25 protein-coding genes and 1 pseudogene are annotated in these 25,697 nt (G+C 69.2%); 22 read left to right on the top strand and 4 right to left on the bottom strand.

The annotated features are described in order from the left end of the window. The 16 genes and pseudogenes from prmC to AB0N06_RS05715 all read left to right on the top strand — a co-directional run bounded on the left by prmC (position 1) and on the right by AB0N06_RS05715 (position 15,640). On the top strand, positions 1 to 846 hold the full coding sequence (prmC, locus tag AB0N06_RS05790) for a peptide chain release factor N(5)-glutamine methyltransferase (protein ID WP_366133446.1): 846 nt from the start codon (positions 1 to 3) through the stop codon (positions 844 to 846). 64 nt (positions 847 to 910) lie between these two features. Then, positions 911 to 1,558 carry an L-threonylcarbamoyladenylate synthase gene (locus AB0N06_RS05785; protein WP_114246670.1) on the top strand — a complete coding sequence of 216 codons (648 nt, stop codon included), beginning with the start codon at positions 911 to 913 and terminating at the stop codon, positions 1,556 to 1,558. After that, positions 1,555 to 2,196, top strand: coding sequence for a protein-tyrosine-phosphatase (locus AB0N06_RS05780; protein ID WP_366133445.1), 642 nt, complete (start codon positions 1,555 to 1,557; stop codon positions 2,194 to 2,196). Before AB0N06_RS05785 ends, AB0N06_RS05780 begins: the two co-directional genes overlap by 4 nt. An 89-nt stretch (positions 2,197 to 2,285) precedes the next feature. Continuing rightward, positions 2,286 to 3,551 carry a serine hydroxymethyltransferase gene (glyA, locus tag AB0N06_RS05775; RefSeq protein WP_366133444.1) on the top strand — a complete coding sequence of 422 codons (1,266 nt, stop codon included), beginning with the start codon at positions 2,286 to 2,288 and terminating at the stop codon, positions 3,549 to 3,551. Between the two features lie 92 nt (positions 3,552 to 3,643). Next, positions 3,644 to 5,026: an MraY family glycosyltransferase gene (locus tag AB0N06_RS05770; protein WP_366133443.1), complete on the top strand. Its 1,383-nt coding sequence runs from the start codon at positions 3,644 to 3,646 to the stop codon at positions 5,024 to 5,026. Positions 5,027 to 5,286: 260 nt separating this feature from the next. Then, positions 5,287 to 5,724: a hypothetical protein gene (locus tag AB0N06_RS05765; RefSeq protein ID WP_366133442.1), complete on the top strand. Its 438-nt coding sequence runs from the start codon at positions 5,287 to 5,289 to the stop codon at positions 5,722 to 5,724. Positions 5,725 to 5,934: 210 nt separating this feature from the next. After that, positions 5,935 to 6,771, top strand: coding sequence for a F0F1 ATP synthase subunit A (atpB, locus tag AB0N06_RS05760; RefSeq protein WP_366133463.1), 837 nt, complete (start codon positions 5,935 to 5,937; stop codon positions 6,769 to 6,771). Positions 6,772 to 6,843: 72 nt separating this feature from the next. Beyond that, positions 6,844 to 7,071 (top strand): ATP synthase F0 subunit C, encoded by a 228-nt coding sequence (gene atpE / locus AB0N06_RS05755; protein ID WP_030386954.1) that lies wholly within the window; start codon positions 6,844 to 6,846, stop codon positions 7,069 to 7,071. A gap of 38 nt (positions 7,072 to 7,109) precedes the next feature. Beyond that, positions 7,110 to 7,655 (top strand): F0F1 ATP synthase subunit B, encoded by a 546-nt coding sequence (locus tag AB0N06_RS05750; RefSeq protein ID WP_366133441.1) that lies wholly within the window; start codon positions 7,110 to 7,112, stop codon positions 7,653 to 7,655. Then, positions 7,652 to 8,467, top strand: a complete 816-nt coding sequence (locus AB0N06_RS05745; protein WP_366133440.1) for a F0F1 ATP synthase subunit delta — start codon at positions 7,652 to 7,654, stop codon at positions 8,465 to 8,467. The genes AB0N06_RS05750 and AB0N06_RS05745 overlap by 4 nt, the downstream gene beginning before the upstream one ends. A gap of 133 nt (positions 8,468 to 8,600) precedes the next feature. After that, positions 8,601 to 10,172: a F0F1 ATP synthase subunit alpha gene (gene atpA / locus AB0N06_RS05740; protein ID WP_366133439.1), complete on the top strand. Its 1,572-nt coding sequence runs from the start codon at positions 8,601 to 8,603 to the stop codon at positions 10,170 to 10,172. 3 nt (positions 10,173 to 10,175) lie between these two features. Further along, a complete protein-coding gene (locus AB0N06_RS05735) occupies positions 10,176 to 11,090 on the top strand; it encodes a F0F1 ATP synthase subunit gamma (RefSeq protein ID WP_366133438.1) in 915 nt (304 codons plus the stop codon). Then, positions 11,090 to 12,532, top strand: coding sequence for a F0F1 ATP synthase subunit beta (gene atpD, locus AB0N06_RS05730; RefSeq protein ID WP_366133437.1), 1,443 nt, complete (start codon positions 11,090 to 11,092; stop codon positions 12,530 to 12,532). Before AB0N06_RS05735 ends, atpD begins: the two co-directional genes overlap by 1 nt. A gap of 110 nt (positions 12,533 to 12,642) precedes the next feature. Further along, positions 12,643 to 13,017, top strand: coding sequence for a F0F1 ATP synthase subunit epsilon (locus AB0N06_RS05725; RefSeq protein ID WP_345510301.1), 375 nt, complete (start codon positions 12,643 to 12,645; stop codon positions 13,015 to 13,017). Between the two features lie 143 nt (positions 13,018 to 13,160). Then, entirely contained in the window at positions 13,161 to 13,607 is a 447-nt protein-coding gene (locus AB0N06_RS05720) for a DUF2550 domain-containing protein (protein WP_366133436.1), read from the top strand. A gap of 363 nt (positions 13,608 to 13,970) precedes the next feature. Continuing rightward, positions 13,971 to 15,640, top strand: a pseudogene (locus AB0N06_RS05715) (IS200/IS605 family accessory protein TnpB-related protein). A 140-nt stretch (positions 15,641 to 15,780) separates the two neighbouring features. Here AB0N06_RS05715 and AB0N06_RS05710 read toward each other — a convergent pair. Continuing rightward, positions 15,781 to 16,431: a response regulator transcription factor gene (locus AB0N06_RS05710; RefSeq protein WP_366133435.1), complete on the bottom strand. Its 651-nt coding sequence runs from the start codon at positions 16,429 to 16,431 to the stop codon at positions 15,781 to 15,783. Next, positions 16,428 to 17,624 carry a histidine kinase gene (locus AB0N06_RS05705; protein ID WP_366133434.1) on the bottom strand — a complete coding sequence of 399 codons (1,197 nt, stop codon included), beginning with the start codon at positions 17,622 to 17,624 and terminating at the stop codon, positions 16,428 to 16,430. Before AB0N06_RS05705 ends, AB0N06_RS05710 begins: the two co-directional genes overlap by 4 nt. A 151-nt stretch (positions 17,625 to 17,775) precedes the next feature. On the opposite strand from AB0N06_RS05705, the gene AB0N06_RS05700 reads away from it, so the two are divergent. Then, entirely contained in the window at positions 17,776 to 18,321 is a 546-nt protein-coding gene (locus AB0N06_RS05700) for a hypothetical protein (RefSeq protein ID WP_366133433.1), read from the top strand. A gap of 253 nt (positions 18,322 to 18,574) precedes the next feature. Here AB0N06_RS05700 and AB0N06_RS05695 read toward each other — a convergent pair whose 3' ends face one another. Further along, positions 18,575 to 19,147 (bottom strand): cob(I)yrinic acid a,c-diamide adenosyltransferase, encoded by a 573-nt coding sequence (locus tag AB0N06_RS05695; protein ID WP_366133432.1) that lies wholly within the window; start codon positions 19,145 to 19,147, stop codon positions 18,575 to 18,577. Positions 19,148 to 19,307: 160 nt separating this feature from the next. Here AB0N06_RS05695 and AB0N06_RS05690 point away from each other — a divergent pair, with 160 nt between their 5' ends. From AB0N06_RS05690 to AB0N06_RS05675, 4 genes are all read left to right on the top strand, one after another. Continuing rightward, positions 19,308 to 19,949 (top strand): TetR/AcrR family transcriptional regulator, encoded by a 642-nt coding sequence (locus AB0N06_RS05690; protein ID WP_366133431.1) that lies wholly within the window; start codon positions 19,308 to 19,310, stop codon positions 19,947 to 19,949. Positions 19,950 to 20,122: 173 nt separating this feature from the next. Continuing rightward, positions 20,123 to 20,971, top strand: a complete 849-nt coding sequence (locus AB0N06_RS05685; protein ID WP_366133430.1) for a 3-hydroxyacyl-CoA dehydrogenase family protein — start codon at positions 20,123 to 20,125, stop codon at positions 20,969 to 20,971. A gap of 235 nt (positions 20,972 to 21,206) precedes the next feature. Next, positions 21,207 to 21,530 carry an STAS domain-containing protein gene (locus tag AB0N06_RS05680; RefSeq protein WP_327244317.1) on the top strand — a complete coding sequence of 108 codons (324 nt, stop codon included), beginning with the start codon at positions 21,207 to 21,209 and terminating at the stop codon, positions 21,528 to 21,530. A gap of 212 nt (positions 21,531 to 21,742) precedes the next feature. Further along, the gene (locus AB0N06_RS05675) at positions 21,743 to 24,205 is read left to right on the top strand and encodes an ATP-binding protein (RefSeq protein ID WP_366133429.1); all 2,463 of its coding nucleotides are present in this window, start codon (positions 21,743 to 21,745) and stop codon (positions 24,203 to 24,205) included. A gap of 84 nt (positions 24,206 to 24,289) precedes the next feature. Here AB0N06_RS05675 and nucS read toward each other — a convergent pair whose 3' ends face one another. Beyond that, positions 24,290 to 24,961 (bottom strand): endonuclease NucS, encoded by a 672-nt coding sequence (gene nucS / locus AB0N06_RS05670; RefSeq protein WP_030971518.1) that lies wholly within the window; start codon positions 24,959 to 24,961, stop codon positions 24,290 to 24,292. Positions 24,962 to 25,232: 271 nt separating this feature from the next. On the opposite strand from nucS, the gene AB0N06_RS05665 reads away from it, so the two are divergent. Next, on the top strand, positions 25,233 to 25,625 hold the full coding sequence (locus tag AB0N06_RS05665; RefSeq protein WP_358857428.1) for an SCO5389 family protein: 393 nt from the start codon (positions 25,233 to 25,235) through the stop codon (positions 25,623 to 25,625). Positions 25,626 to 25,697 lie beyond the last annotated feature (72 nt).

The following is a 25,697-nucleotide window of genomic DNA, read 5'->3' as shown; positions in this document are numbered from 1 at the left end:
ATGAACCTGCTGCTCGCCGAGGTGGCCCAGGCCACCCAGCGGCTGGCCGACGCCGGTGTACCCTCGCCGCGATTCGACGCGGAGGAACTCGCCGCGTTCGTGCACGGCGTCAAGCGGGGCGAACTGCACCTGGTGCCGGACGAGGACTTCGACGCCCGGTACTGGGAGACCATCGCCCGCCGCGAGGCCCGCGAACCGCTCCAGCACATCACCGGCCGCGCCTTCTTCCGCTACCTGGAGCTCCAGGTCGGCCCCGGCGTCTTCGTGCCCCGCCCGGAGACCGAGTCGGTCGTCGGCTGGGCGATAGACGCCGTCCGGGCGATGGACGTCGTCGAGCCGCTGATCGTCGACCTGTGCACGGGATCGGGCGCCATCGCCCTCGCGATGGCCCAGGAGGTGCCGCGCTCGCGCGTGCACGCCGTGGAGCTCTCCGAGGACGCCCTCAGATGGACGCGGAAGAACGCCGAGGGGTCTCGGGTCACCGTGCACCGCGGAGACGCTCTGACGGCCCTTCCCGAGCTCGACGGCCAGGTCGACCTGGTCATCTCCAACCCGCCCTACATTCCGCTCACCGAGTGGGAGTACGTGGCACCCGAGGCCCGTGACCACGATCCGGAGATGGCGCTCTTCTCCGGCGAGGACGGCCTGGACACCATCCGCGGCCTTGAGCGCACCGCGCACCGCCTGCTGCGCCCCGGTGGCCTCGTCGTCATCGAGCACGCCGACACCCAGGGCGGTCAGGTGCCGTGGATCTTCACCGAGGAGCGGGGCTGGGCCGACGCGGCCGACCACCCCGATCTGAACCGACGGCCCCGGTTCGCGACGGCCCGTAGGGCCATGCCGTGACCGGCGCCCCGCACCCGCACGACCCGTACCCGCCATACCCGTACATGCTTGAGGAGGCCGGCTGATGGCTCGGCGATACGACTGCAACGACGCGACCGACCGTACGACGGGTCTGCGTGAAGCCGCGTCCGCCGTCCGCCGCGGAGAACTGGTCGTGTTGCCCACCGACACCGTGTACGGGATCGGTGCCGACGCCTTCAGTTCCGAGGGCGTCGCCGACCTGCTCGACGCCAAGGGCCGCGGCCGCAACATGCCGACCCCTGTCCTGATCGGCTCCCCGAACACCCTGCACGGCCTCGTCACGGACTTCTCCGAGCAGGCCTGGGAGCTCGTCGACGCCTTCTGGCCGGGAGCCCTCACGCTCGTCGCCAAGCACCAGCCCTCGCTTCAGTGGGACCTCGGCGACACCCGCGGCACCGTCGCCATCCGGATGCCGCTGCACCCGGTCGCCATCGAACTGCTCACCGAGGTCGGCCCGATGGCCGTCTCCAGCGCCAACCTCACCGGACACCCGGCTCCCGAGGACTGCGACGCCGCCCAGGAGATGCTCGGCGACTCCGTCTCCGTCTACCTCGACGGCGGCCCGACGCCCGGCATCGTGCCGTCCTCGATCGTCGACGTCACCGGCAAGGTCCCGGTCCTGCTGCGGGCCGGAGCCCTCTCCGTCGAGGAACTCCGCAAGGTGGTACCGGACCTCGAGGTGGCCAATTGACCGCCCCTGAGGGGCGTGGCATAGCGGGGCGGACCGACACCTTCCGCATCCTCCACGTCAGCACCGGCAACGTCTGCCGCTCGCCGATCACCGAGCGGCTGACCCGCCATGCCCTGGTGGACCGGCTCGGCGACCCGCTCAGCGGCGGTCTGATCGTGGAGAGCGCGGGCACCTGGGGGCACGAAGGCGCCCCGATGGAAACCAACGCCGAGATCGTCCTCGCCGACTTCGGCGCCGATGCCACCGGCTTCGTCGGCCGCGAGCTCCTCGACGAGCACGTGATCCGCGCCGACCTCGTCCTGACCGCCACCCGGGACCACCGCGCCCAGGTGATCTCGATGGGTCACTCGGCCGGCCTGAGGACGTTCACGCTCAAGGAATTCACCCGGCTGGTCCGGGCCATAGACCCCGCGACGCTGCCCGACCCGCGCGACGAGGGCGTCGTCGAACGCGCCCGTGCGCTGGTCCGTGCGGCCGCCGCGCTGCGCGGCTGGCTGCTGGCCCCCACTGCCGAGGCGGACGAGGTCTACGACCCGTACGGTGCCCCGATCACGTTCTTCCGTTCCATCTGCGATGAGATCAACCAGGCGCTCGACCCGGTGGTCACCGCACTGACGGGCGTACCGGCCCCGCACTGACGCTCCTGGGCAGCGGGCGGGCGCACGCGTACCGGCCTACATTGGATCCGACGCCAACGCATCCCCCTCCCCAGGCCCGGAGCCGTCAGATGTCGGTCACCACTCCCGCCGCACTCTCCTCCGCCACCGTCACAGCCCTGCCGCAGGATTTCGGCGCCCTGCTCCGCGGAGACCCGGAAATCGCCGACGTGCTGCTGGGGGAGCTGCACCGGCAGTCGAGCACGCTGCAGCTGATCGCCGCCGAGAACTTCACCTCGCCCGCGGTACTGGCCGCGCTCGGCTCGCCGCTCGCCAACAAGTACGCCGAGGGCTATCCCGGCGCCCGCCATCACGGCGGCTGCGAGCTGGCCGACGCCGCCGAACTCATCGCCGTTCAGCGGGCCACCGCGCTCTTCGGCGCCGAGCACGCGAACGTTCAGTCGCACTCCGGCTCCTCGGCCGTCCTGGCGGCGTACGCGGCCCTGCTGCGCCCCGGCGACACGGTGCTCGCGATGGGACTCTCGTACGGCGGACATCTCACCCATGGCTCGCCCGCCAACTTCTCCGGCCGATGGTTCGAGTTCGTCGGGTACGGGGTCGACTCGGAGAGCGGCCTGATCGACTACGAGCAGGTGCGCACCCTGGCCCGGGCACACCGGCCCAAGGCGATCGTCAGCGGCTCGATCTCGTACCCCCGCCATCCCGATTACAAGCTGTTCCGCGAGATCGCCGACGAGGTCGGCGCGTATCTGATCGCCGATGCCGCGCACCCGATGGGGCTGATCGCCGGGGGAGCGGCGCCCAGTCCCGTCCCGTACGCCGACGTGGTGTGCGCCACCACGCACAAGGTGCTGCGCGGGCCGCGCGGCGGCATGATCCTGTGCGGATCGGAGCTGGCCGAGCGGATCGACCGGGCGGTCTTCCCGTTCACCCAGGGCGGCGCGCAGATGCACACGGTCGCGGCGAAGGCGGTCGCGTTCGGCGAGGCGGCAACACCGGCGTTCGCCGCGTACGCCCATCAGGTGGTGGCACACGCCCGGGTTCTGGCGGCCGGCCTGGAGGCCGAGGGGTTCGAAGTGACCACCGGCGGCACGGACACCCACCTGATCGTCGCGGACCCGGCGCCACTGGGCATCGACGGCCGCACCGCCCGCGAACGGCTCGCGGCGGCGGGCATGGTGCTGGACACCTGCGCGCTGCCTTACGGGGACACCCGGGGCATCAGGCTCGGCACTGCCGCGGTCACCACCCAGGGCATGAACGTCACCGACATGGCACGGCTCGCGGTGCTCTTCGGGGCTGCGGTACGTGAGGAAGGCGACGTCCGCGCTGAGGTGAGGGAACTGGCCGGGAAATATCCTCCCTATCCGGGGTAGACGTGGTCCATGCAACCATCACGCGTACCTCCGTGTCCTCAACCATGAGGCCGACGTAGTTAAGGTGTGGGCTGAGATGGCCGGCGATATCTGTGGGGCAGCCCGTGCGTGATTACTTGCTGACGCTCTGTGTCACGGCTGCGGTGACCTATCTGCTCACCGGCCCGGTGCGGAAGTTCGCCATCGCGGTCGGGGCGATGCCCGCGATCCGTGCGCGTGACGTCCACCGAGAACCGACACCGAGGCTCGGTGGCATCGCCATGTTCGGCGGGCTGTGCGCCGGACTGATCGTCGCGGCCCACCTGTACAACCTCGACAGTGTGTTCCAGCTGTCCAGCGAACCGCGGGCGCTGCTCTCCGGTGCCGCGCTGATCTGGCTGATCGGCGTCCTCGACGACAAGTTCGAGATCGATGCGCTGATCAAGCTCGGCGGGCAGATGATCGCCGCCGCGGTCATGGTCATCCAGGGGCTGACGATCCTGTGGCTGCCGATCCCCGGCATCGGCACGGTCGCGCTCACCCAGTGGCAGGGCACGCTGCTCACCGTCGCGCTGGTCGTCGTCACGATCAACGCGGTCAACTTCGTCGACGGCCTGGACGGCCTGGCGGCCGGCATGGTGTGCATCGCCTCGGCCGCGTTCTTCCTCTACACGTACCGGCTCTGGTACGGGCACATGATCGAGGCGGCCGCCCCCGCGACGCTCTTCACGGCGATCCTGATGGGCATGTGCCTCGGCTTCCTGCCGCACAACATGCATCCCGCCCGGATCTTCATGGGCGACTCCGGCTCGATGCTGATCGGTCTCGTGCTGGCCGCCGGTGCGATTTCTGTCACGGGGCAGGTCGACCCGGACGCGATGAAGCTCTTCGCGGGCAGTGAGCGAGAGGCCACGCACGCGATGCTGCCGGTCTTCATTCCGCTGCTGCTGCCGCTGACGATCATCGCGATCCCGACCGCGGACCTGGTGCTGGCGATCGTCCGGCGCACCTGGAACGGCCAGTCGCCGTTCGCCGCGGACCGCGGCCATCTGCACCACCGGCTGCTGGAGATCGGCCATTCGCACAGCAGGGCCGTGCTGATCATGTACTTCTGGTCGGCCCTGATCGCCTTCGGTGCGGTCGGCTACTCCGTGCACTCGACGTCGCTGTGGATCGCGCTGGTGATCGTGGGGCTGAGCGCGGTGGGGCTGGTCCTGCTGCTGATGCCCCGCTTCACACCGCGCGCCCCGCGCTGGGCGGAGCGCTTCGTGCCGCCCCGCTACCGCCGCTGGGACCATCGGGGCAAGAGCTCCGGAGCCGCGCACGAGGCGCAACAGGAGCCCCGGGAACCGCAGATGGGGCAGGACGGGCACGAGCCGGAGCCGCAGGAGCCGGCACACGTCGTCGTCGGTGTCTCCGGCGTCAACGGAGCGACCGCGATCGGACCCCGTTCGCGTTCTTCGAAAAGTCGTCAGGCTGATTCCGCCCGCCGATGACTCAGGCATCAGTGGGCAATACCGGACAAGAGGTCGCGTTGTGTTGCTCACACGCGCGGGTTAACTCTCATGTGTGACAGCAAGCACACTTTCTTAGTAAAGACCTCATCAAATAGTTTGTGATACCGTTCACTAAGCCCGGTGGATACAGCCGAAGGACCCCAGCGAGACGGTCCATAGGCCCGAAGCATCGACTCGGACCGGGCCTACGCTCGTCCATGACGACACACTGCCCACCCCCTGCAAGCGGAGCTGCCGCCATGCCGTCCAACGACGTCCGGACTCTCCTTCAAGCCGCCGTACCCACCGCTGCAGCCGGCGCCGTTGCCGTCGCCGTCAGCGGTGGAGTCGCCGGTGGCAAGGGAGCCCTCGGGGCGCTCGTTGCGACCATCGTGGTGGTCCTCTTCATGGGGATCGGCCTCGTGGTTCTGCAACGGACCGCCAGGTCCCTGCCTCACCTGTTCCAGGCGATGGGGCTGATGCTGTACACGGCTCAGCTTCTCCTGCTGTTCATCTTTGTCGCCGCATTCAAGAACACGACGATGTTCGACCCGAAAGCCTTCGCGATCACTCTGGTCGCGCTGACTCTCGTGTGGATCGGCGCACAGGCGCGTGCGCACATGAAGGCCAAGATCCTTTACGTCGAGCCCGAGTCCGACCAGCGCGACAAGCCCACGAACACGGGCCCGAAGACGTGAAGGGTAGGGGCGGTATAAGTGCAGGTTTCAGACCCTGCTATCGTCCGGTTCCAACTGCGGCATTGCGGGCGCGGGCATGTGAGCTGACGCCTGCTCGATCGCGAGGCTCAATGCCTGACTGCCGCTCACACATCCGTAACACCAGTCCAGTGCCGAACCGCGGCTGCGCGCCGCGCCGACACAACGAGGTTGCCGTACCTATGCGCCACGCTGAAGGAGCCCGCGGTGAGTGCTGACCCGACACAGGTGCTCGCCTTCGAGACCGATTGCCACATCTTCTCCGGTTGTGGTTTCCCGGGTCCTGGCTTGCACTCATTCCTGTTCGAGCCGATCTTCGGTGACGCGAACAGCAACGTCTACTTCAACAAGACGATGCTGCTGGCGCTCCTCGGTACGGTCATCATCGTCGGCTTCTTCTGGGCCGCCTTCCGCAAGCCGAAGGTCGTCCCCGGCAAGCTGCAGATGGTCGCCGAGGCCGGTTACGACTTCGTCCGCCGCGGGATCGTCTACGAGACGCTCGGCAAGCGCGAGGGCGAGAAGTACGTCCCGCTGATGGTGTCGATCTTCTTCTTCGTCTGGATGATGAACCTCTGGTCGATCATCCCGCTCGCCCAGTTCCCGGTGACGTCGATCATCGCGTACCCGGCGGGCCTGGCGGCGATCGTCTACATCCTCTGGATGAGCATCACCTTCAAGCGCCACGGTTTCGTCGGCGGCTTCAAGAACCTGACGGGCTACGACAAGTCGCTCGGCGCGGTGCTGCCGCTGGTCATGGTCATCGAGTTCTTCTCGAACGTCCTGGTCCGGCCCTTCACGCACGCGGTCCGACTCTTCGCGAACATGTTCGCCGGTCACACGCTGCTGCTCCTCTTCACCATCGCCAGCTGGTACCTGCTGAACGGCATCGGTATCGCCTACGCGGGTGTCTCGTTCGTGATGGTCATCGTGATGACCGCCTTCGAGCTGTTCATCCAGGCTGTTCAGGCGTACGTCTTCGTGCTCCTGGCGTGCAGCTTCATTCAGGGCGCTGTCGCCGAGCACCACTGATCGCGCCTCCCCTCCCCCCAGTCGTCCGGTGGCCAACCCCCACCGGTCCGTGAAAGAGAAGGAAGAACTGGCATGTCCCAGACCCTTGCCGCCGTCACCGGTTCCCTCAGCTCCGTCGGATACGGCCTGGCCGCCATCGGTCCCGGCGTCGGCGTCGGCATCATCTTCGGTAACGGCACGCAGGCTCTCGCTCGTCAGCCCGAGGCTGCCGGCCTGATCCGCGCCAACCAGATTCTCGGCTTCGCCTTCTGTGAGGCGCTCGCCCTGATCGGTCTGGTCATGCCGTTCGTCTACAGCTGACGAACTGCGACTAGTCCGTTCCGACGAAAGGCACTGATGTGAACCCCCTGGTTCAGCTCGCGGCCGAAAAGCCAGAGAACCCTCTGGTTCCGCCGCTCCCTGAGCTCGTCATCGGTCTGATCGCCTTCGTCATCGTCTTCGGCTTCCTCGCCAAGAAGCTCCTCCCGAACATCAACAAGGTTCTGGAAGAGCGCCGCGAGGCCATCGAAGGCGGTATCGAGAAGGCCGATGCGGCCCAGACCGAGGCCCAGAGCGTTCTTGAGCAGTACAAGGCTCAGCTCGCCGAGGCTCGTCACGAGGCCGCGCGCCTGCGCCAGGAGGCGCAGGAGCAGGGCGTCGTGATCCTGCAGGAGATGCGGGCGGAAGGCCAGCGGCAGCGTGAGGAGATCATCGCTGCCGGTCACGCCCAGATCGAGGCCGACCGCAAGGCCGCGGCTTCCGCGCTGCGTCAGGACGTGGGCAAGCTCGCCACCGACCTGGCCGGCAAGCTCGTCGGCGAGTCCCTCGAGGACCACGCCCGGCAGAGCGGCACCATCGACCGTTTCCTCGACGAGCTCGAGGCGAAGGCCGAGGCTGTCCGATGAACGGCGCGAGCCGCGAGGCACTGGCTGCCGCACGTGAGCGTCTCGACGCGCTGACCGACAGCACGTCGGTCGACGCGGCGAAGCTCGCCGAGGAGCTGGCCGCCGTCACGGCGCTGCTCCAGCGCGAGGTGTCACTGCGGCGGGTCCTGACCGACCCGTCGCAGGCCGGTGAGGCCAAGGCGGAGCTGGCCGGACGGCTGCTGCGCGGTCAGGTGGGCGGCGAGACCGTCGATCTGATCTCCGGCATGGTCCGCTCCCGCTGGTCGCAGTCGCGCGACCTGGTCGACTCGGTCGAGGAACTGGCGAACATCGCAGACCTCACCGCCGCCCAGCGCAGCGGGGATCTCGACGACGTCGAGGACGAGCTCTTCCGGTTCGGCCGGATCGTCGCCTCCGACAAGGAGCTGCGCGCCGCGCTCACCAACCGGTCCGCGTCCGCCACTGCCAGGGCTGAGCTGCTGCGCAGCCTGCTCGGCGGCAAGGCACGGCCCGCCACCGAGCGCCTCGTCGTGCGGCTTGTGACCCAGCCCCGGGGACGTAGCCTGGAAGCGGGACTCGAGTCCCTCTCCAAGCTTGCCGCGGAGCGCCGGGACCGCATGGTCGCCGTGGTCACGACGGCAGTGCCGCTGAGCGATCAGCAGAAGCAGCGCCTCGGCGCCGCACTGACGACGATCTACGGTCGGCCGATGCACCTGAACCTCGACGTGGACCCGACGGTCCTCGGCGGGATCGCGGTGCGGGTCGGTGACGAGATCATCAACGGCAGCATCGCGGAGCGCCTCGACGAGGTGTCCCGCCGCATGGCCGGCTGACACAGCGCAGCAACAGAACAAGCAAGACCAGCGGCCCGGTTGGGCCGTGCAGAAACTGCAGAAGATTCCTGGGGGTCGGCCCCCAGACCCCCTTAAGAAACTTCGGGCCCAACAAGGAGAGCAGGGAACCCAGATGGCGGAGCTCACGATCCGGCCGGAGGAGATCCGGGACGCGCTGGAGAACTTTGTCCAGGCGTACAAGCCGGACGCGGCCTCGCGCGAGGAGGTCGGTACGGTCAGCGTTGCCGGCGACGGCATCGCGAAGGTCGAGGGTCTTCCCTCGGCCATGGCGAACGAGCTGCTGAAGTTCGAGGACGGAACCCTCGGTCTCGCCCTCAACCTCGAGGAGCGCGAGATCGGTGCGATCGTTCTCGGCGAGTTCAGCGGAATCGAGGAGGGCCAGCCGGTGCAGCGCACCGGTGAGGTGCTCTCCGTCGGCGTCGGCGAGGGTTACCTCGGCCGCGTCGTCGACCCGCTCGGCAACCCGATCGACGGTCTCGGCGAGATCGCGACCGACAGCCGCCGCGCCCTCGAGCTGCAGGCCCCTGGCGTCATGGTCCGTAAGTCGGTGCACGAGCCGATGCAGACCGGCTACAAGGCCGTCGACGCCATGGTGCCGATCGGCCGCGGCCAGCGTCAGCTGATCATTGGTGACCGTCAGACCGGTAAGACCGCTCTGGCCGTCGACACGATCATCAACCAGCGCGACAACTGGCGCTCGGGCGACGTGAACAAGCAGGTGCGCTGCATCTACGTCGCCATCGGTCAGAAGGGCTCCACCATCGCCTCCGTGCGCGGTGCCCTGGAAGAGGCCGGCGCGCTCGAGTACACGACCATCGTCGCCGCCCCGGCGTCCGACCCGGCCGGCTTCAAGTACCTTGCGCCGTACACCGGTTCGGCCATCGGTCAGCACTGGATGTACCAGGGCAAGCACGTCCTGATCATCTTCGACGACCTCTCGAAGCAGGCCGACGCCTACCGCGCCGTGTCGCTGCTGCTGCGCCGTCCGCCGGGCCGTGAGGCCTACCCGGGCGACGTCTTCTACCTCCACTCGCGTCTGCTGGAGCGCTGCGCGAAGCTCTCCGACGAGATGGGCGCCGGTTCGATGACGGGCCTCCCGATCGTCGAGACCAAGGCGAACGACGTGTCGGCGTTCATCCCGACCAACGTCATCTCCATCACCGACGGCCAGTGCTTCCTGGAGTCCGACCTGTTCAACGCCGGCCAGCGTCCGGCCCTGAACGTCGGTATCTCGGTCTCCCGTGTCGGTGGCTCCGCCCAGCACAAGGCGATGCGCCAGGTCTCCGGCCGTCTCCGTGTCGACCTCGCCCAGTACCGTGAGCTGGAGGCGTTCGCCGCCTTCGGTTCCGACCTGGACGCGGCCTCGAAGGCGTCGCTGGAGCGCGGTAAGCGCATGGTCGAGCTGCTGAAGCAGCCGCAGTACAACCCGTACCCGGTCGAGGAGCAGGTCGTCTCCATCTGGGCCGGCACCACCGGCAAGATGGACGACGTCCCGGTCGAGGACATCCGTCGCTTCGAGAGCGAGCTGCTGGAGTACCTGCGCCGCGAGCGCAAGGAGCTCCTGACCAGCATCGCCGAGGGCGCCAAGATGTCCGACGACACGCTGCAGTCGGTTGCCGACGCGGTCGCCGCCTTCAAGCAGCAGTTCGAGACCTCGGACGGCAAGCTTCTGGGCGAGGGCTGATCGATGGGCGCTCAGCTTCGCGTTTACAAGCGCCGCATTCGCTCCGTCACCGCCACGAAGAAGATCACCAAGGCGATGGAGATGATCGCCGCTTCGCGCATCGTCAAGGCGCAGCGCCAGGTGGCGGCGTCGACGCCGTACGCGACCGAGCTCACCCGTGCGGTGACCGCGGTGGCGACCGGCTCCACCACCAAGCACCCGCTGACCACCGAGGCCGACACTCCGGCGCGGGCCGCGATCCTGCTCATCACGAGCGACCGCGGTCTGGCCGGCGGTTACTCCTCCAACGCCATCAAGGCGGCGGAGCGACTGACCGAGCGTCTGCGCGGTGAGGGCAAGGAGGTCGTCACGTATGTGATCGGCCGCAAGGGTGTCGCCTACTACGGCTTCCGTGAGCGCAAGATCGCGGACTCGTGGACCGGCTTCACCGACAGCCCGACGTACGCGGATGCGAAGCGGGCTGCGGCCCCGCTGATCGAAGCGGTCACCCAGGAGACCGCCGAGGGCGGCGTGGACGAGCTGCACATCGTCTTCACGGAGTTCGTGTCGATGATGACGCAGAACCCGGTGGACGACCGGATGCTGCCGCTCAGCCTCGACACGACGAAGGAAGAAGAGGGCAAGGGCGAGATCCTGCCGCTCTTCGACTTCGAGCCGTCGGCGGAGGACGTCCTCGACGCCCTGCTTCCGCGGTATGTCGAGAGCCGGATCTACAACGCACTGCTGCAGGCCGCTGCTTCCGAGCACGCTGCCCGCCGCCGCGCGATGAAGTCGGCCACCGACAACGCCGGAGAGCTCATCAAGAGCCTCTCACGGCTTGCCAACGCGGCCCGCCAGGCCGAAATCACCCAGGAAATCAGCGAGATCGTCGGTGGTGCCAGTGCGCTGGCCGACGCGACCGCGGGGAGTGACAAGTAATGACGACCACAGTTGAGACGGCCGTCGCCACGGGCCGCGTCGCCCGGGTCATCGGCCCGGTCGTCGACGTGGAGTTCCCCGTCGACGCGATGCCGGAGATCTACAACGCGCTGACCGTCCAGGTGGCCGACCCGGCCGAGGACGGCAAGCTCAAGAAGCTGACGCTCGAGGTCGCCCAGCACCTCGGCGACGGCGTGGTCCGCGCGATCTCGATGCAGCCCACCGACGGTCTGGTCCGCCAGGCTCCGGTGACCGACACGGGCACCGGCATCACGGTCCCGGTCGGCGAGATCACCAAGGGCAAGGTGTTCAACACCCTCGGTGAGATCCTGAACAAGCCCGAGGCCGAGGCCGAGGTCACCGAGCGCTGGCCGATCCACCGCAAGGCGCCCAACTTCGACCAGCTCGAGTCGAAGACCGAGATGTTCGAGACCGGCGTCAAGGTCATCGACCTTCTCACCCCGTACGTCAAGGGTGGAAAGATCGGTCTGTTCGGTGGTGCCGGTGTCGGCAAGACCGTTCTGATCCAGGAAATGATCTACCGCGTCGCCAACAACCACGACGGTGTGTCGGTGTTCGCGGGCGTCGGTGAGCGTACCCGTGAGGGCAACGACCTCATCGAGGAGATGCAGGACTCGGGCGTCATCGACAAGACCGCCCTTGTCTTCGGTCAGATGGACGAGCCCCCGGGCACCCGTCTGCGTGTCGCGCTGGCCGGTCTGACCATGGCGGAGTACTTCCGCGATGTGCAGAAGCAGGACGTGCTCTTCTTCATCGACAACATCTTCCGGTACACCCAGGCCGGCTCCGAGGTCTCCACGCTGCTCGGCCGTATGCCGTCCGCAGTGGGTTACCAGCCGAACCTGGCCGACGAGATGGGTCTGCTGCAGGAGCGCATCACGTCGACCCGTGGTCACTCGATCACCTCGATGCAGGCGATCTACGTCCCCGCGGACGACCTGACCGACCCGGCCCCGGCCACCACCTTCGCCCACCTCGACGCGACGACGGTTCTCTCCCGTCCGATCTCCGAGAAGGGCATCTACCCGGCCGTGGACCCGCTGGACTCCACGTCCCGGATCCTGGACCCGCGCTACATCGCGCAGGACCACTACGCGGCGGCCATGCGTGTCAAGGGGATCCTCCAGAAGTACAAGGACCTCCAGGACATCATCGCGATCCTCGGTATCGACGAGCTGGGCGAGGAGGACAAGCTCGTTGTCCACCGTGCCCGTCGTGTCGAGCGCTTCCTGTCGCAGAACACCCACGTCGCCAAGCAGTTCACCGGCGTGGACGGTTCGGACGTGCCGCTCGAGGAGTCGATCGCCGCGTTCAACGCGATCTGCGACGGTGAGTACGACCACTTCCCGGAGCAGGCGTTCTTCATGTGCGGTGGCATTGAGGACCTCAAGGCCAACGCCAAGGAGCTCGGCGTCTCCTGAGCCCATGGCTCACCGAGGGGGGCGGGTGCGTCCCGTCCCCCTCACCACGCCCCGTAGAATTGACCCAACACCCGGCTCCAACGGCCGGGTGGTGACCCGAGGAGCCACTCTTGGCTGCTGAGCTGCACGTCGAGCTGGTCGCCGCGGACCGCAGTGTCTGGTCCGGCGAGGCCACCCTGGTCGTCGCGCGTACCACGTCCGGCGACATCGGCGTCATGCCCGGTCACCAGCCGCTTCTCGGTGTGCTGGAGTCGGGCCCGGTGACGATCCGTACGAGCGAGGGCACAACCGTAGTCGCGGCTGTGCACGGCGGTTTCCTCTCGTTCGCGGACGACAAGCTTTCGCTGCTGGCGGAGATCGCCGAGCTGGCGGACGAGATCGATGTCGAGCGCGCCGAGCGTGCGCTGGAGCGTGCGAAGTCGGACGCGGACGGCGCCGCCGAGCGTCGCGCCGATGTGCGAATCCGCGCGGTGGCGGTGCGTTAGGCACCCCGCCGAATGTCTTTACCCTCAGCCGCGGCCCGAGCTGGAACTCTCCAGACCGTGCCGCGGCTGAGGCGATGCAGGTGCAGTTGCAAGTGCAGTCCGGGTGGTATCCGTTACTCGACGATGCGAGGAGGTCGGTGGAGATGGTCCTCGCTTTGTGGGTGTGCGGCCTGGTCGTCGTACTGGTTGCGGTGGGTCTCTTCGTCTTCGGTCTGCGCCGGCGGCTGATCCAGCGCTCCGGTGGGACCTTCGACTGCAGCGTGCGGTGGAACGTGTCGGCCGAGCCCGACCTCTCGGGCAAGGGCTGGGTGTACGGCGTTGCGCGCTACAGCGGTGACCGTATCGACTGGTTCCGAGTCTTCTCGTACGCTCCCCGGCCCCGCCGGATCCTTGAGCGTTCCGCGATCGAGGTGATCGACCGACGGCTGCCCGAGGGCGAGGAGGAGCTTGCGCTGCTCTCCGACGCCGTCGTGCTCGGCTGTCTCCACCGGGAGACGCGCCTGGAGCTGGCGATGAGCGAGGACGCCCTGACCGGTTTCCTCGCCTGGCTGGAGGCGGCTCCGCCCGGCCAGCGAGTCAATGTTGCTTGAGACGGGCCTCGCTCGAAGGGGCCCCCGGGCGATGTCCGGGGCAGGGTGAACGTCGCCTGAGGAGCTGTAACGGCAGGCGCGGCACGGACAGCAGCACGGCACAGCGAAAACCGGGGAGACAGGGAGCGGACCTGTCTCCCCGGCTGCTTTCCGGGGTCGTGCGCTGATCCCGCAGGGGATCGTAGGGGTTGCGAGCTGCTGTTGGTTTTGCTGCGTTGACGTGAGTTGTAGCGAGCGGGAGTGAGTCCCGTCAGCGGGTTCGCGCGGGCGGGAACGGGGGTTCTGGGGTCGAATGGGTGACCTTTGACGGCTGCTGCTCGTTGGGCTGGGTGGCAGGCGTCCGGCCTTGCGGGAGGGGGTGACATGGTGGATGGTGTGCGGGAGTTGGCGGCACCCTTCGTGGTGCCGGGGCCTTGCGGGGTGGCCGTCCGGGACCGTCTCAAGCGTCTCACTCCCCGGGACGAGGAAGTCCTCCGCTGGGTTGGTGAGCACCAGGGCCGTCTGGCTTCGCGTGACCTCAAGGCACGTTGCGCGGATGAGGTGGAGCACAGCGCGGACACCTGGGCATCGCGTAAGCGGGAGCTGACGCCGCTGTCGTCGTCGCGGATCGCGGGTGCGATCACCAAGGCCACGCATGATCAGTGGGCGCTGGCCCGGCGTTGCCAGGCAGCGCACATCCAGACGCTGGAGGCGGGGATCAGGACGCTGCGGCAGCGTCTGTCCCTCCCGATCGGCAAGCGTGGAACGAAGCGGGCCGCGGGCGGCTACCGCTCGAAGGGCGAGTGGTTCCGCAAGTCCCGACGCCTCGCGGCACTGGAGGCGCGGCACGCCGCCGCGGTCCGTGACCGACAGACCGGACGCGTGCGGGTGGTGCGGGGCGGCAGACGTCTGCTCAACACCCGCCAGCATCTCGCCCAAGCCGAGCTCACCGAAGGCCAGTGGCGGGAACGGTGGGAGGCGGGGCGCTGGTTTCTTGCCGCTGATGGTGAGTCGGGGAAGCGGTTCGGGAACGAGACGATCCGTGTCACCCGGACGGCGAGGTGAGCATCAAGCTGCCTGCTCCGCTCGCGCACCTGGCCAACGCCGGGCACGGCCGGTACATCCTCACCTCCACCGTGGCGTTTGCGCACCGGGGTGCGGAGTGGGCCGACCGCATCACCGCGAACCGGGCCGTCGCCTACCGCATCCACCTCGACGTGGACCGTGGCCGCTGGTACCTCACCGCATCCTGGCAACGCCCCGTCGTGAAGACCATCCCGCTGGAGGCCGCCCGTGCCCGGGGCATGATCGGCGTCGACACCAACGCCGACCACTTCGCCGCCTACCACCTCGACCAGCACGGCAACCCCATCGGAGACCCGCGCCGCTTCCCCTACGACCTGTCCGGCACAACCGATCACCGCGACGCACAGATCCGCCACGCCCTGACCCGGTTGATCAACTGGGCGAGGCGTGTCGGGGTCGCGGCGATCGGCATCGAAGACCTCGACTTCACCGCCGAGAAGACCCGCGAGAAGCACGGCCGCCGGAAGCGGTTCCGGCAGCTCATCTCCGGCATCCCGACCGGGAAACTGAAGGCCCGGCTGGTGTCGATGGCCGCCGAACAGGGCCTGAGCATTGTCGCAGTCGATCCCGCCTACACCTCCCAGTGGGGTGCCCAGCACTGGCAGAAACCGCTGGTCACCCCCCACCGCACCATGTCTCGTCACGATGCCGCCGGTATTGCGATCGGACGACGCGCCCTCGGGCACCCGATCCGGGATGGGGTATCCCCTGCTCGAACGGAGTTGAGAGCTTGGGGAAGGACGGCACCGCCCCCACACGACCGGAGCGATCGTGCGGGGCATCGGACCGTCCAGGCCGGGTCAGGTGACCGGGGACGTGAAGGAACCCGCCCACCCGCCACGGACCGGCCCCCTGGAGGGCCGGCGCCGAGCGGGAAGCGAAAGCGGGAACCCAGCGCATCCAACACCGTTCGGGATGCGCCCAGTACGCAGCAGTGGGTCCAGGACTCACTCATGCACACTGGCTAGGAACGGTGGTCCGTGGACTGCAAACCCTGCGCCGCCCTGAGCCCGCCTTGTCATGGCGTGCTCACCGCAGTGTGCTCGGTGAGATTAGGAAGGTCTGGACCAATCGTCAAGAGGTCTGGACCATGGATCGCTTCGCGACCTCACATCCCCAACTCCTGTGCCAGCACTGCTGCCTGGACCCGGCTGCGTAGATCCAGCTTCCCCAGCAAGCGGCTGACGTGCGTCTTCACCGTCGCCTCCGCCATCGAGAGCCGCACCGCGATCTCGGCGTTCGACAGCCCCTGGCCCAGGCATCCCAGCACCTCGCGCTCGCGTCGCGTCAGTGCGTCGAGGACCGCAGGATCGGGTGAGCCGGCCGCTCGCGCCGGGGCGGTCGCGGCGAACTCCGCGATCAGCCGGCGCGTCACGGCCGGGGCGATCATGCCCTCGCCGCGCGCCACCGTACGTACCGCTTCGAGCAGTTCACGCGCCTCGGTGTTCTTCAGCAGAAAACCCGCAGCGCCCGCCCGCAGGGCCCCGAAGACGTACTCGTCCAGATCGAACGTCGTCAGCACCAGCACATCGGCCAGCCCCTCCGCCACCACCTGCCGCGTCGCCGACACCCCGTCCAGCCGGGGCATCGACACATCCATCAGCACCAGATCCGGGCGCAGTTCACGGGCCAGCCGCACCGCCGCCTCACCGTCCGGCGCCTCCCCGACCACCTCGACATCGGGCGCGCTGCGCAGAATCAGGACCAGCCCCGCCCGCACGGCCGACTGGTCCTCCGCCACCAGTACCCGGATCGTCATCCCTTCACCGTCCTTTCGTCGACGGGCAGTTCGGCCCGCACCCGCCATATCCTCGGCCCGTCCCCAGGGGTGACGGGTCCCGCCGCGATCTCGCCGCCCAGCAGCGCGACCCGCTCCTGCATTCCGACGAGGCCTGCCCCCGACCCCGGTGCGCGCGGCCCCGGGTGGTCCCCGAACACGCTCGTGACCTCCACCGTCAGCAGCTGTCCGGCCCGCCCGAGCCGCACCCCCACCGGGCCCGGCGCGGCATGCTTGAGCGCGTTCGTCAGCGACTCCTGGACGATCCGGTACGCGGCCAGCTCGACCGGTGCCGGCAGCGCCTTCTGCTCACCGCGAGTGTCCTCAAGGGTGCAGGTCAGTCCGCTCGACGCGGCGACCGTGCGGGTCTGCTCGATCAGTGTGTCCAGGGCGGCCAGGGTCGGCGCGATGCTCGGTTCCGCCCCCTTGCTCCCGGTACGGAGCAGCCCGATCATCCGTCGCATCTCGGCCAGCCCTTCGACGCTGTTCTGCCGGATGACGCCGAGCGCGTCCCGGGTTGTCGAGGGCTCGTCGATGGAGAGCGCCGCGGTGGAGTGGATGGCGATCGCGGAGAGATGGTTGGCGACCATGTCGTGCAGTTCACGGGCCATCCGGGCGCGTTCGGCGGTCACCGCCTGCGCCCGGTCCATCTCGGCCAGCAGCGCCGTCTGTTCGGCGCGCAGTCGGGCGGTCTCCGCGGCGTCCCGGTGGTTCCGCACGCTGACTCCGGTGATCGCGGGCCCGAACGAGACCAGGCCGGAGACGATGCCGACGAGCAGCGCCTCGGGGCTGCGGAACCAGGCCAGGAACCCGATCGTGACCGCGACCGTGATGAGGAACGTCGTCACCGGGATGCGGCGGGCGGCGGCCGGGGACCCGTACACCACCGCCGCGTACACAAGGTCCGTGAACATCAGCACGGTCGCCAGGTTCCCCGGCGTGAACTGATCGGCCACCAGCGTGAGCGTGCCGATGACCAGCGCCGTCTGGGGCGCCGATCTGCGCAGCAGCTCCAGCGACGCCATCACCGCGAGCGGCGGCAGGGTGGCCCATGGGGAGTCGAGGAGCCGGCCGGTCTGCGTGGCCAGACCGACGGCCGTCAGCGAGGCACCGCTGAACAGCCCGATGACCGCGATGAGTACGTCGTGGCGGTGCGGGCGGGCAGGCAGGAGCATGCCCCCATCCAACACGGCCGTCGCGCGGCGGGCCTCCCTACCCGGGGCGATACGCGACTACATAGAAGGATGCAGTCGCGGCTCGTCACTGGCGACGACGAAGCGCGCAGGTGGATCGAGCAGGATGAGGGGGAACGGGAGGAGAAGTGCCGTGATCGTCACGCTGATCGTGTTCTGCGAGATCGCTTTCTGGGTGCTGCTGGCCGCGGGACTCGCGATGCGGTACCTGGCGAAGAAGCCGAGGCTCGGGGCCGCACTGCTGCTGTGCGAGCCGCTGCTGGAGCTCGCGCTGCTGGTGGTGACGGCCATCGACCTGAAGAACGGTGCCGAGCCGGACTGGAAGCACGGACTGGCCGCGGTGTACATCGGCTTCACCGTCGGACTCGGCCACTCGACCATCGCGTGGGTCGACGCCCGCGTCGCCCACCGGTTCGCAGGCGGCCCGCCGCCGGTGAAACCGCCGAAGTACGGAATGCCGAGGGCGGTCCACGAGTGGCGGGTCGCAGGGCGGTGGGTGCTCGCGGCGACGACCGCGCTGGCGCTGTTGGAAGGGGCGATCTGGTACGTGGGCGGGGACGGGGATGTGGGATCGCTGCGGTCCTGGCAGCAGACGATGCTCTTCGTGATCGGGATCAACCTGATCATCGCCGTGAGCTACACGGTGTTCCCGAAGCGGGCGAAGAGGCCGCGCACGTAGGTGGGGTGGAGGAAGGGGCGGGGCGAGGGGCAAGGCTGGCAAGGCGGAGGAGGGAGGCGACGCGGAGGGGGCTCCTCCCATGCCTTTCGGGCTATGGGGGAGTCGTCGACCGACGACAACGCCGCCGGGCGCCGCCCATCGGCACGCGACGCCGCCCCACCTGCGTGCGCGGCCTCTACGGCGGAGCGGTAGGGGCCGGTCCCGTCCGGCCGACGCTGTCCTCGCACGCCGGACGGGACGAAGGGACCCCGGCCTACCGCTCGCCGCCCGGTACCCACAGCACGTCGCCGACTTCCTTGTTCGCCGTCCTCGCGAGGATGAACAGGAGGTCGGAGAGGCGGTTGAGGTACGTCGCGGTCAGCGCGTTCATCACCTCGCCGTGCACCTCCAGCGCCGCCCAGGTGGACCGCTCGGCCCGCCGGACCACCGTGCACGCCTGGTGCAGCAGCGCCGCCCCCGGCGTACCGCCCGGCAGGATGAAGGACCGCAGCTTCTCCAGCTGCTCCAGGAAGTGGTCGCAGTCCGCCTCCAGCCGGTCGACGTAGTGCTGCTCGACCCGCAGCGGGGGGTACTTCGGTTCCTCGACGACCGGCGTCGACAGATCCGCACCCACGTCGAACAGGTCGTTCTGCACCCGGACGAGGACCTTCACGAGCTCCTCCGGCAGCTGCCCGAGCGCGATCGCCGTACCGATGACGGCATTGGCCTCATTGGTGTCGGCGTACGCCGAGATCCGCAGATCGGTCTTGGCGGTGCGGCTCATGTCGCCGAGGGCGGTCGTGCCCTGGTCGCCGGTACGGGTGTAGATGCGCGTCAGATTGACCATGCGGCCGAGCCTAGTGCCGTGACCGGGGACGTGTCCGGTCGCGAAGGTCCGGGCGAGCCCGGCTGCGGTGATGACTGACCATGGCACCGGAAAACAGAGTCCATGAAAAATTGCAATGACGCCAAAAATTAACTGAGGCCAGCGAAACTAGGATGGTGCTATGGCAGAGGGACTCAGGGAGCGGAAGAAGCGGCAGACCCGACAGCACCTCTCGGACGTGGCCACCGCCCTCTTCCTGGAGCGTGGCTTCGACGCGGTCACCATCGCTGAGATCGCGCAGGCCGCGGACGTCTCACCGAACACGGTCTACAACTACTTCCCCACCAAGGAGGACCTGTTTCTCGACCGCGGCAGCGATGTCGTCGGCCGCCTCTCGCGGTACGTGCGCGGCCGCGGCCGGGGCGAGTCCGCCGCCGACGCCGTCCTGCGTGAACTGCGCATCCAGGTCGAAGGCGTCTCGCCGACAGTCGGCCTGGTCGAGGGGTACGAGCGCTTCATGCGGGTGGTCCACGAGGCCGACAGCCTCAAGGCCCGCCTCTGGTACGTCCAGCAGGACGCGCTCGTCCACCTGGAGACGACCCTGCGCGAGGAGGCGGGCACCGGCTCCGGCGACCCGCTGCCGCTGCTGGTGGCCGGTCAGCTCTCCTGGGTCCACTCCACCCTGCTCGGCCACATCAGCCGCGAGATGGTCGCCGGCCGCAAGCCCGCCGAGGTGTCCCGCGAAGCCCTCGTCCTCCTCGACGAGATGGAGGACGTGCTCGGGGACAAGGTGCTCAACTACGCGCGACGCGCTGCCGAATGACGCGTCCCGGTGTGATGTCCGTCATGTGAGACGTGACGCGCATCTCTTCGCCGCCCCAGCGCGCCTCACGGGTACTAATCTCCGCCGGAGAGCATGTGAACAACCGTTAAGAATCCGTCCGGACCGTCGTCGCGGACGACGGCCGTCGGGGCCGAACGCAAAGGGGTGCGAACGTGGCCAGGAAGCTCGCCGTCATCGGGGCCGGACTCATGGGGTCCGGTATCGCGCAGGTCTCCGCCCAGGCGGGCTGGGACGTCGTGCTGCGCGATGTCACCGACGCGGCCCTGACCCGTGGTCGCGACGGCATCAAGGCCTCGTACGACAAGTTCGTCTCCAAGGGGAAGCTGGAGGCGGCCGACGCGGACGCCGCGCTGGCCCGCATCACCACGACCACCGATCTCGACGCCGTCGCCGACGCGGACGTCGTCGTCGAGGCCGTCTTCGAGAAGCTCGAGGTCAAGCATGAGATCTTCCGCGCCCTCGACAAGATCGTGCGGGACGACGCCGTCCTCGCCTCCAACACCTCCGCCATCCCGATCACCAAGATCGCGGCTGTCACGGAGCGCCCGGAGCGCGTCGTTGGTGTGCACTTCTTCTCACCGGTCCCGATGATGCAGCTGTGCGAGCTCGTACGCGGCTACAAGACCAGCGACGAAGCCCTCGCCACCGCGCGCGAGTTCGCCGAGTCCGTCGGCAAGACCTGCATCGTGGTCAACCGTGACGTCGCCGGCTTCGTCACCACCCGGCTGATCTCGGCGCTCGTCGTCGAGGCCGCCAAGCTGTACGAGTCGGGTGTTGCCTCGGCCGAGGACATCGACACCGCCTGCAAGCTGGGCTTCGGTCACGCCATGGGCCCCCTCGCGACGGCGGACCTGACCGGCGTCGACATCCTGCTGCACGCCACCTCCAACATCTACACCGAGTCGCAGGACGAGAAGTTCGCGGCACCGGAGCTGATGCGCCGGATGGTCGATGCAGGTGACATCGGCCGCAAGAGCGGGCAGGGCTTCTACACCTACTGATCGCATTCGGCCCCCGGGTGCCTGATCTGCCGTCGATCAGGCCCGGGGGAGCCGGGGGAGGCTCCCGGCTGCAGTGGACCTTCAGCGGGCCGATGTCACTCCACGGAGTGAATTCGGTATCGGTTCGCTTACAGACGGCAACTTCCCTGTGGCCGGCACAGTCAGTTGTGGCAGAGACGGAGCAGGGGCAGGAACAGGCAGACGGACCGTCCATGGAGTATTTCCGGGAGCGCATATGCACATCAGGGGCGACCACACCGAGCTGGTCGTCGGGGGCCGCCTCGACGTCCGGAGCGCGGCGGACGCCCGTACGGTCCTGCACTCCGCCCTCGACGACGGAGCCGGCGACCTGGTGCTCGACCTGACCGAGCTGGACTCCTGGGACGCCACCGGACTGGGCGTCATCATGGGCGCACACCGGAGGGCCGGGCGGGCCGGGCGGCGGCTGGTGCTCCGTGGAGTGCCACCGCAGATGCAGCGCCTGCTGGTGGCGACCCGACTGCACCGCATTCTGGCCATCGAGGGCGGAATCGCCGCAGACTCCCTGCCGCGGGTGTAGAGGGCGTTCATCCGAACACGCACAATCCTCACGAGACCATGACGTCCGGGGCAGCGTGTCACCCCGATGGTGTGTGGATACCGGGCGACGGTCTAGGGTTCGGCCGTCCCCCGAATGACGGAACCCATGGGGCGGACACCGGACCAGAAGCGACAGCGGTGCGTGCGAGGCCGGGAGGGGCAACCGCGCGACGCGTCTGGGGGATTTTGGCGATGGACCCGATACACCGGGGGCCGGAAGATTTCGGCCAGGGCAATGATGGCCACGGCGAGGAAAGCGGACGGCGATTGCAGCCCCGCGCGCCGCTGACCAGCGATTTCGGCCAGCAGACGATGCAGCAGGCACGTGTCGTGCAGGTCGTCTCCGGCGACTTCCTGCTCACCGTCAACCCGGTCGACGGCAGCGAGGTCGAGCTCTGCCCGCCGGGGGAGCAGCCCCCCGTGCCGGTCCGCCGCAACGCCGCCGAGCGCGCCGACCGCGAGCGTGCCGCCGCACCGCCCGTACCACCGGGTCCGCCCGCCCCCCAACTGCCGCTCCTGGAGCGGCAGGAAGAGCGTGAGCGGCTGGTGCGCCTGCTGGCGCGCGGCCGCTCGGTACGGCTCACGGGGCCGGCCGGATCCGGCCGCACGGCGCTGCTGAGCGCCGTCGCCGCCGACTGCGCGGACCTCGCACCGGACGGAGTCGTCCGGCTCTCCGGCCTCAAGCGCACCGTCACGGACCTCCTGTACGGGCTCTTCGAGGCGGTCTACGACGCACCGCTGCTCCGCCCCGACCGCGCCGTACTTCTCGAGAAGCTCCGGTCCATCGGCGCCGTCGTCGTCCTCGACGACCTGGAGTTCGGCGGGGCCGCGCTGGACGAGCTGCTCGACGCGACGCCCGAGTGCGCCTTCCTGTTCGCCACGACCCCCGACGCCCCGGCGCCCGCCGCCGACGCGCACCTCGACGAGGTCTTCCTCGCAGGACTGGGCCGCAGCGCCTCCGTCGAGCTGCTGGAACACGTCGTCGAGCGGCCGCTCACCGACGAGGAGGCGAACTGGGCGGGTGACCTCTGGTTCGAGTCCGAGGGGCTGCCGCTGCGCTTCGTCCAGGCGGGAGCCCTGCTGCGCCAGCGCGACATGCTGCGCACCGACCCGACCGCGCACGACGAGGGCCGGCCCGTCGACGACATCTTCGCGAAGGGCGCCGACGCCGAGGGGCAGGGCGTACCGCTGCCCAGCCTCGGCGAGGGCGCGGCCCCCGCCGCACTGCTCGCCTCCCGGCTGAGCGGCCCGGCACGCGACGCCCTGCACTTCGCGGTCGCGCTCGGCGGCGAGGTGCCGCACCAGGCGCATCTGCCGGCGCTCGTGGGGGACACCCACGCCGATGCCGCACTCGGTGAGCTGGCCGGCTGCGGACTGCTCTCGCCGGCCGGCTCCCGCTACCGGCTGGCCCCCGGAGTCGTCGCCCAGCTGGAGGCCGCCGGGTACGGCGAGGACGCGGACGACCGGGCCCGCACTGCCGCCCAGCACTACGCCTGGTGGGCTGGGCACCCCTCGGTCGCCGCCGCCCGGGCGGTCGCCGAGGCCGACGCGATCGTCGCGGCCATGACCCGGCTGGTCCCCGGCGACGGGGCCGGACAGGCCAGCGCCGCCGTGCTGCTGGCCCGTAGTGCCACCCCCGCCTTCGCGGCCGGGCTGCACTGGAGCGGCTGGGAGAAGACCCTGCGGCTGGGCCAGGAGGCCGCCAGGATCGCCGGTGAGGTCGCGGAGGAGGCCTACTTCCATCACGAGTTGGGCGTTCTCGCACTGTGCAACGGGAATCCGGACCGGGCCAGGGCCGAACTGGAGACCTCGATCGGCATGCGCGGCGCGCTCGCCGACAAGTCCGGGGCGGTGGCCGGACGCCGGGCACTCGCCCTGGTCGCGGACCGCTCCGGCGCATTGCCCGGCGGCCGCACACCGGCGGGCGAGGAGATGCCGGCCGCGCGGTACGACGAGCCGGCGTCGCCGTTCGGCGGCATACCTGCGGCCGGGCCGATGGTGCTGCCGCGGACGTCCGAGGACGACACCGCGCTGATACCCCGGGCCGCCCCGGCATCCGGCACCGGTGGATTCGGCGGCCGCAAGGCGGTGCTGGGCGGCGCCCGGCGCAATCTGGTCGCGGCGGGCGCGGGCGTCGTGCTGGCCGCGGTGCTCGGCACCGTGGTGACGCTCGGCATGATGCCCAGCAGCGACGCCCAGGACGGCCGACGCGTCTCGACCGAGCAGTCGGCGGTCGAGGACGACAGCGAGAACGGGCTCCCGGCCGACGAGCCGGCGGACGACTCGACACCGGGCGGGGCCTCGTCGAGCGGCTCGTCCCGGGCGCCGGGACCGTCCGGCAGCCAGGTCACCCCGAGCGGCAGCGGCGCACCCTCCTCGGAGTCGAGCGTGCCGAGCGACAGCCCGAGTCCGGGCCGGCCGACGAGCGGGAGGCCCAGCTCCCCGGGCACGCCCACCAAGTCGCCTGACAGGACACCCACGAAGACGCCGACCAAGACGGCCACTCCGACCCCGACGGAGACGGAGCCGACCGATACCCCCACCCCGGCCGACACCCCGACGGATCCGACACCCCCGGACACCTCCGACTCGGCGAGCGGCCCGTCCACGACGGCGAGCGCGTCCGGCAGCTCTCCGGAACCGGTCGTGGCCTGAGGCTGAGCGCACGTCCGCGGAAACGTGGAAGGCCCCGGACCGCACAGCGCGGGTCCGGGGCCTTCCGTGGTGCGGAGGGCGTGGTCAGAACAAGCGGAGCTTGTCGTCCTCGATGCCGCGCATGGCGTCGTAATCGAGCACCACGCAGCCGATTCCGCGGTCCGTCGCCAGTACCCGGGCCTGCGGCTTGATTTCCTGCGCTGCAAAGATGCCCTTCACCGGGGCGAGGTGGGGATCGCGGTTGAGCAGCTCCAGATAGCGGGTCAGCTGCTCCACGCCGTCGATGTCACCGCGGCGCTTCAGCTCCACGGCCACGGTCTTCCCGTCCGCGTCCCGGCACAGGATGTCGACCGGGCCGATGGCGGTGGGGTATTCGCGGCGGATCAGCGTGTAGCCCTCGCCGAGGATCTCGATCCGGTCGGCGAGGAGTTCCTGCAGGTGCGCTTCCACGCCGTCCTTGATGAGGCCCGGATCGACGCCCAGTTCGTGCGAGGAGTCATGGAGGATCTCCTCCATCGTGATGATCAGTTTTTCGCCCGCTTTGTTCACCACGGTCCAGACGCCTTCGGTGTCGTCGGCACCCTCCTTCAGGGTGCAGGGCGGTGACATCCAGTTGAGGGGTTTGTACGCCCTGTCGTCGGCATGGATGGAGACGCTCCCGTCCGCCTTCACCAGGATGAGGCGGGGAGCGGAGGGCAGGTGGGCCGTGAGCCGGCCCGCGTAGTCCACGGAGCAGCGGGCGATGACGAGACGCATGGTCGGCAACGCTACTCGACGACGGGTGCCCGGCGCGATTCCCCCTCTGTCGCCCCACCGCCACCGCCCACCACAGCGCTTCGGGACCTCGGGCTTGCCCCTCTTTGCGCACCTTCGTTATTGGCCGGTTGTGTTCCCAATCTCCTGGTGCGGCCCGGACTGCGCCCTTACCGTGGAAGCATGAGGTCGCCGCGCGTGTACGCTGCGTCGCCGTCCCTCTTCCCTGCCCGTAAGGCCCCGGCCGTCCGCCGGGGTCGCGAGAGGAGAACCCATGTCGCTCGACGTCTCACCGGCGCTGTTGGAACAGGCCGAGCGAGGCGAGGTCGACGAAGCCGACTTCGTCGACTGCGTCCGGACCTCCCTGCCCTACGCATGGGAGATGATCAGCTCTCTGGTGGCCCAGCTGAAGGTCGACGGCGGAGATTTCGCCGACAACCAGACGCCTCCGCCGGACGAGCAGGCACGTGGTCAGCTGCTGCGTGCGCTCGCGAGTGATGCGATACGCGGTGCGCTGCAGCGGCACTTCGGGGTGCGCCTGGCATTCCAGAACTGCCACCGCGTCGCGGTGTTCCCGCTGGACGCCTCGGTCGACGAGCGGCTGGCCCGATTCACTTCGGTGAGGGGTCAGTTGCTCAACCAGTCGCCCGAACTACGGGACTGCTGAACGCTTCTGCTGCCGCTCCGGGCCGCAGGAGGTGCAACTGGCTCCGGGGCGGCAGCTCCCCGTACTCCTACG

The sequence above is a fragment of the Streptomyces sp. NPDC051020 genome, from assembly GCF_040683105.1.
GTDB lineage: Bacteria > Actinomycetota > Actinomycetes > Streptomycetales > Streptomycetaceae > Streptomyces.
The sequence above is the reverse complement of the archived record's forward strand: the minus strand, read 5'-3'. Positions and strand labels throughout refer to the sequence as shown.

What these genes read in the sequence shown, in the direction of transcription:
- prmC (WP_366133446.1), top strand. Translation starts at nt 1, where the DNA reads ATGAACCTGCTGCTCGCCGAGGTGGCCCAGGCCACCCAGCGGCTGGCC.
- AB0N06_RS05785 (WP_114246670.1), top strand. Translation starts at nt 911, where the DNA reads ATGGCTCGGCGATACGACTGCAACGACGCGACCGACCGTACGACGGGT.
- glyA (WP_366133444.1), top strand. Translation starts at nt 2,286, where the DNA reads ATGTCGGTCACCACTCCCGCCGCACTCTCCTCCGCCACCGTCACAGCC.
- AB0N06_RS05765 (WP_366133442.1), top strand. Translation starts at nt 5,287, where the DNA reads ATGCCGTCCAACGACGTCCGGACTCTCCTTCAAGCCGCCGTACCCACC.
- atpE (WP_030386954.1), top strand. Translation starts at nt 6,844, where the DNA reads ATGTCCCAGACCCTTGCCGCCGTCACCGGTTCCCTCAGCTCCGTCGGA.
- AB0N06_RS05745 (WP_366133440.1), top strand. Translation starts at nt 7,652, where the DNA reads ATGAACGGCGCGAGCCGCGAGGCACTGGCTGCCGCACGTGAGCGTCTC.
- atpA (WP_366133439.1), top strand. Translation starts at nt 8,601, where the DNA reads ATGGCGGAGCTCACGATCCGGCCGGAGGAGATCCGGGACGCGCTGGAG.
- AB0N06_RS05735 (WP_366133438.1), top strand. Translation starts at nt 10,176, where the DNA reads ATGGGCGCTCAGCTTCGCGTTTACAAGCGCCGCATTCGCTCCGTCACC.
- atpD (WP_366133437.1), top strand. Translation starts at nt 11,090, where the DNA reads ATGACGACCACAGTTGAGACGGCCGTCGCCACGGGCCGCGTCGCCCGG.
- AB0N06_RS05720 (WP_366133436.1), top strand. Translation starts at nt 13,161, where the DNA reads ATGGTCCTCGCTTTGTGGGTGTGCGGCCTGGTCGTCGTACTGGTTGCG.
- AB0N06_RS05710 (WP_366133435.1), bottom strand. Translation starts at nt 16,431, where the DNA reads ATGACGATCCGGGTACTGGTGGCGGAGGACCAGTCGGCCGTGCGGGCG.
- AB0N06_RS05705 (WP_366133434.1), bottom strand. Translation starts at nt 17,624, where the DNA reads ATGCTCCTGCCTGCCCGCCCGCACCGCCACGACGTACTCATCGCGGTC.
- AB0N06_RS05695 (WP_366133432.1), bottom strand. Translation starts at nt 19,147, where the DNA reads ATGGTCAATCTGACGCGCATCTACACCCGTACCGGCGACCAGGGCACG.
- AB0N06_RS05690 (WP_366133431.1), top strand. Translation starts at nt 19,308, where the DNA reads ATGGCAGAGGGACTCAGGGAGCGGAAGAAGCGGCAGACCCGACAGCAC.
- AB0N06_RS05680 (WP_327244317.1), top strand. Translation starts at nt 21,207, where the DNA reads ATGCACATCAGGGGCGACCACACCGAGCTGGTCGTCGGGGGCCGCCTC.
- AB0N06_RS05675 (WP_366133429.1), top strand. Translation starts at nt 21,743, where the DNA reads ATGGACCCGATACACCGGGGGCCGGAAGATTTCGGCCAGGGCAATGAT.
- nucS (WP_030971518.1), bottom strand. Translation starts at nt 24,961, where the DNA reads ATGCGTCTCGTCATCGCCCGCTGCTCCGTGGACTACGCGGGCCGGCTC.
- AB0N06_RS05665 (WP_358857428.1), top strand. Translation starts at nt 25,233, where the DNA reads ATGTCGCTCGACGTCTCACCGGCGCTGTTGGAACAGGCCGAGCGAGGC.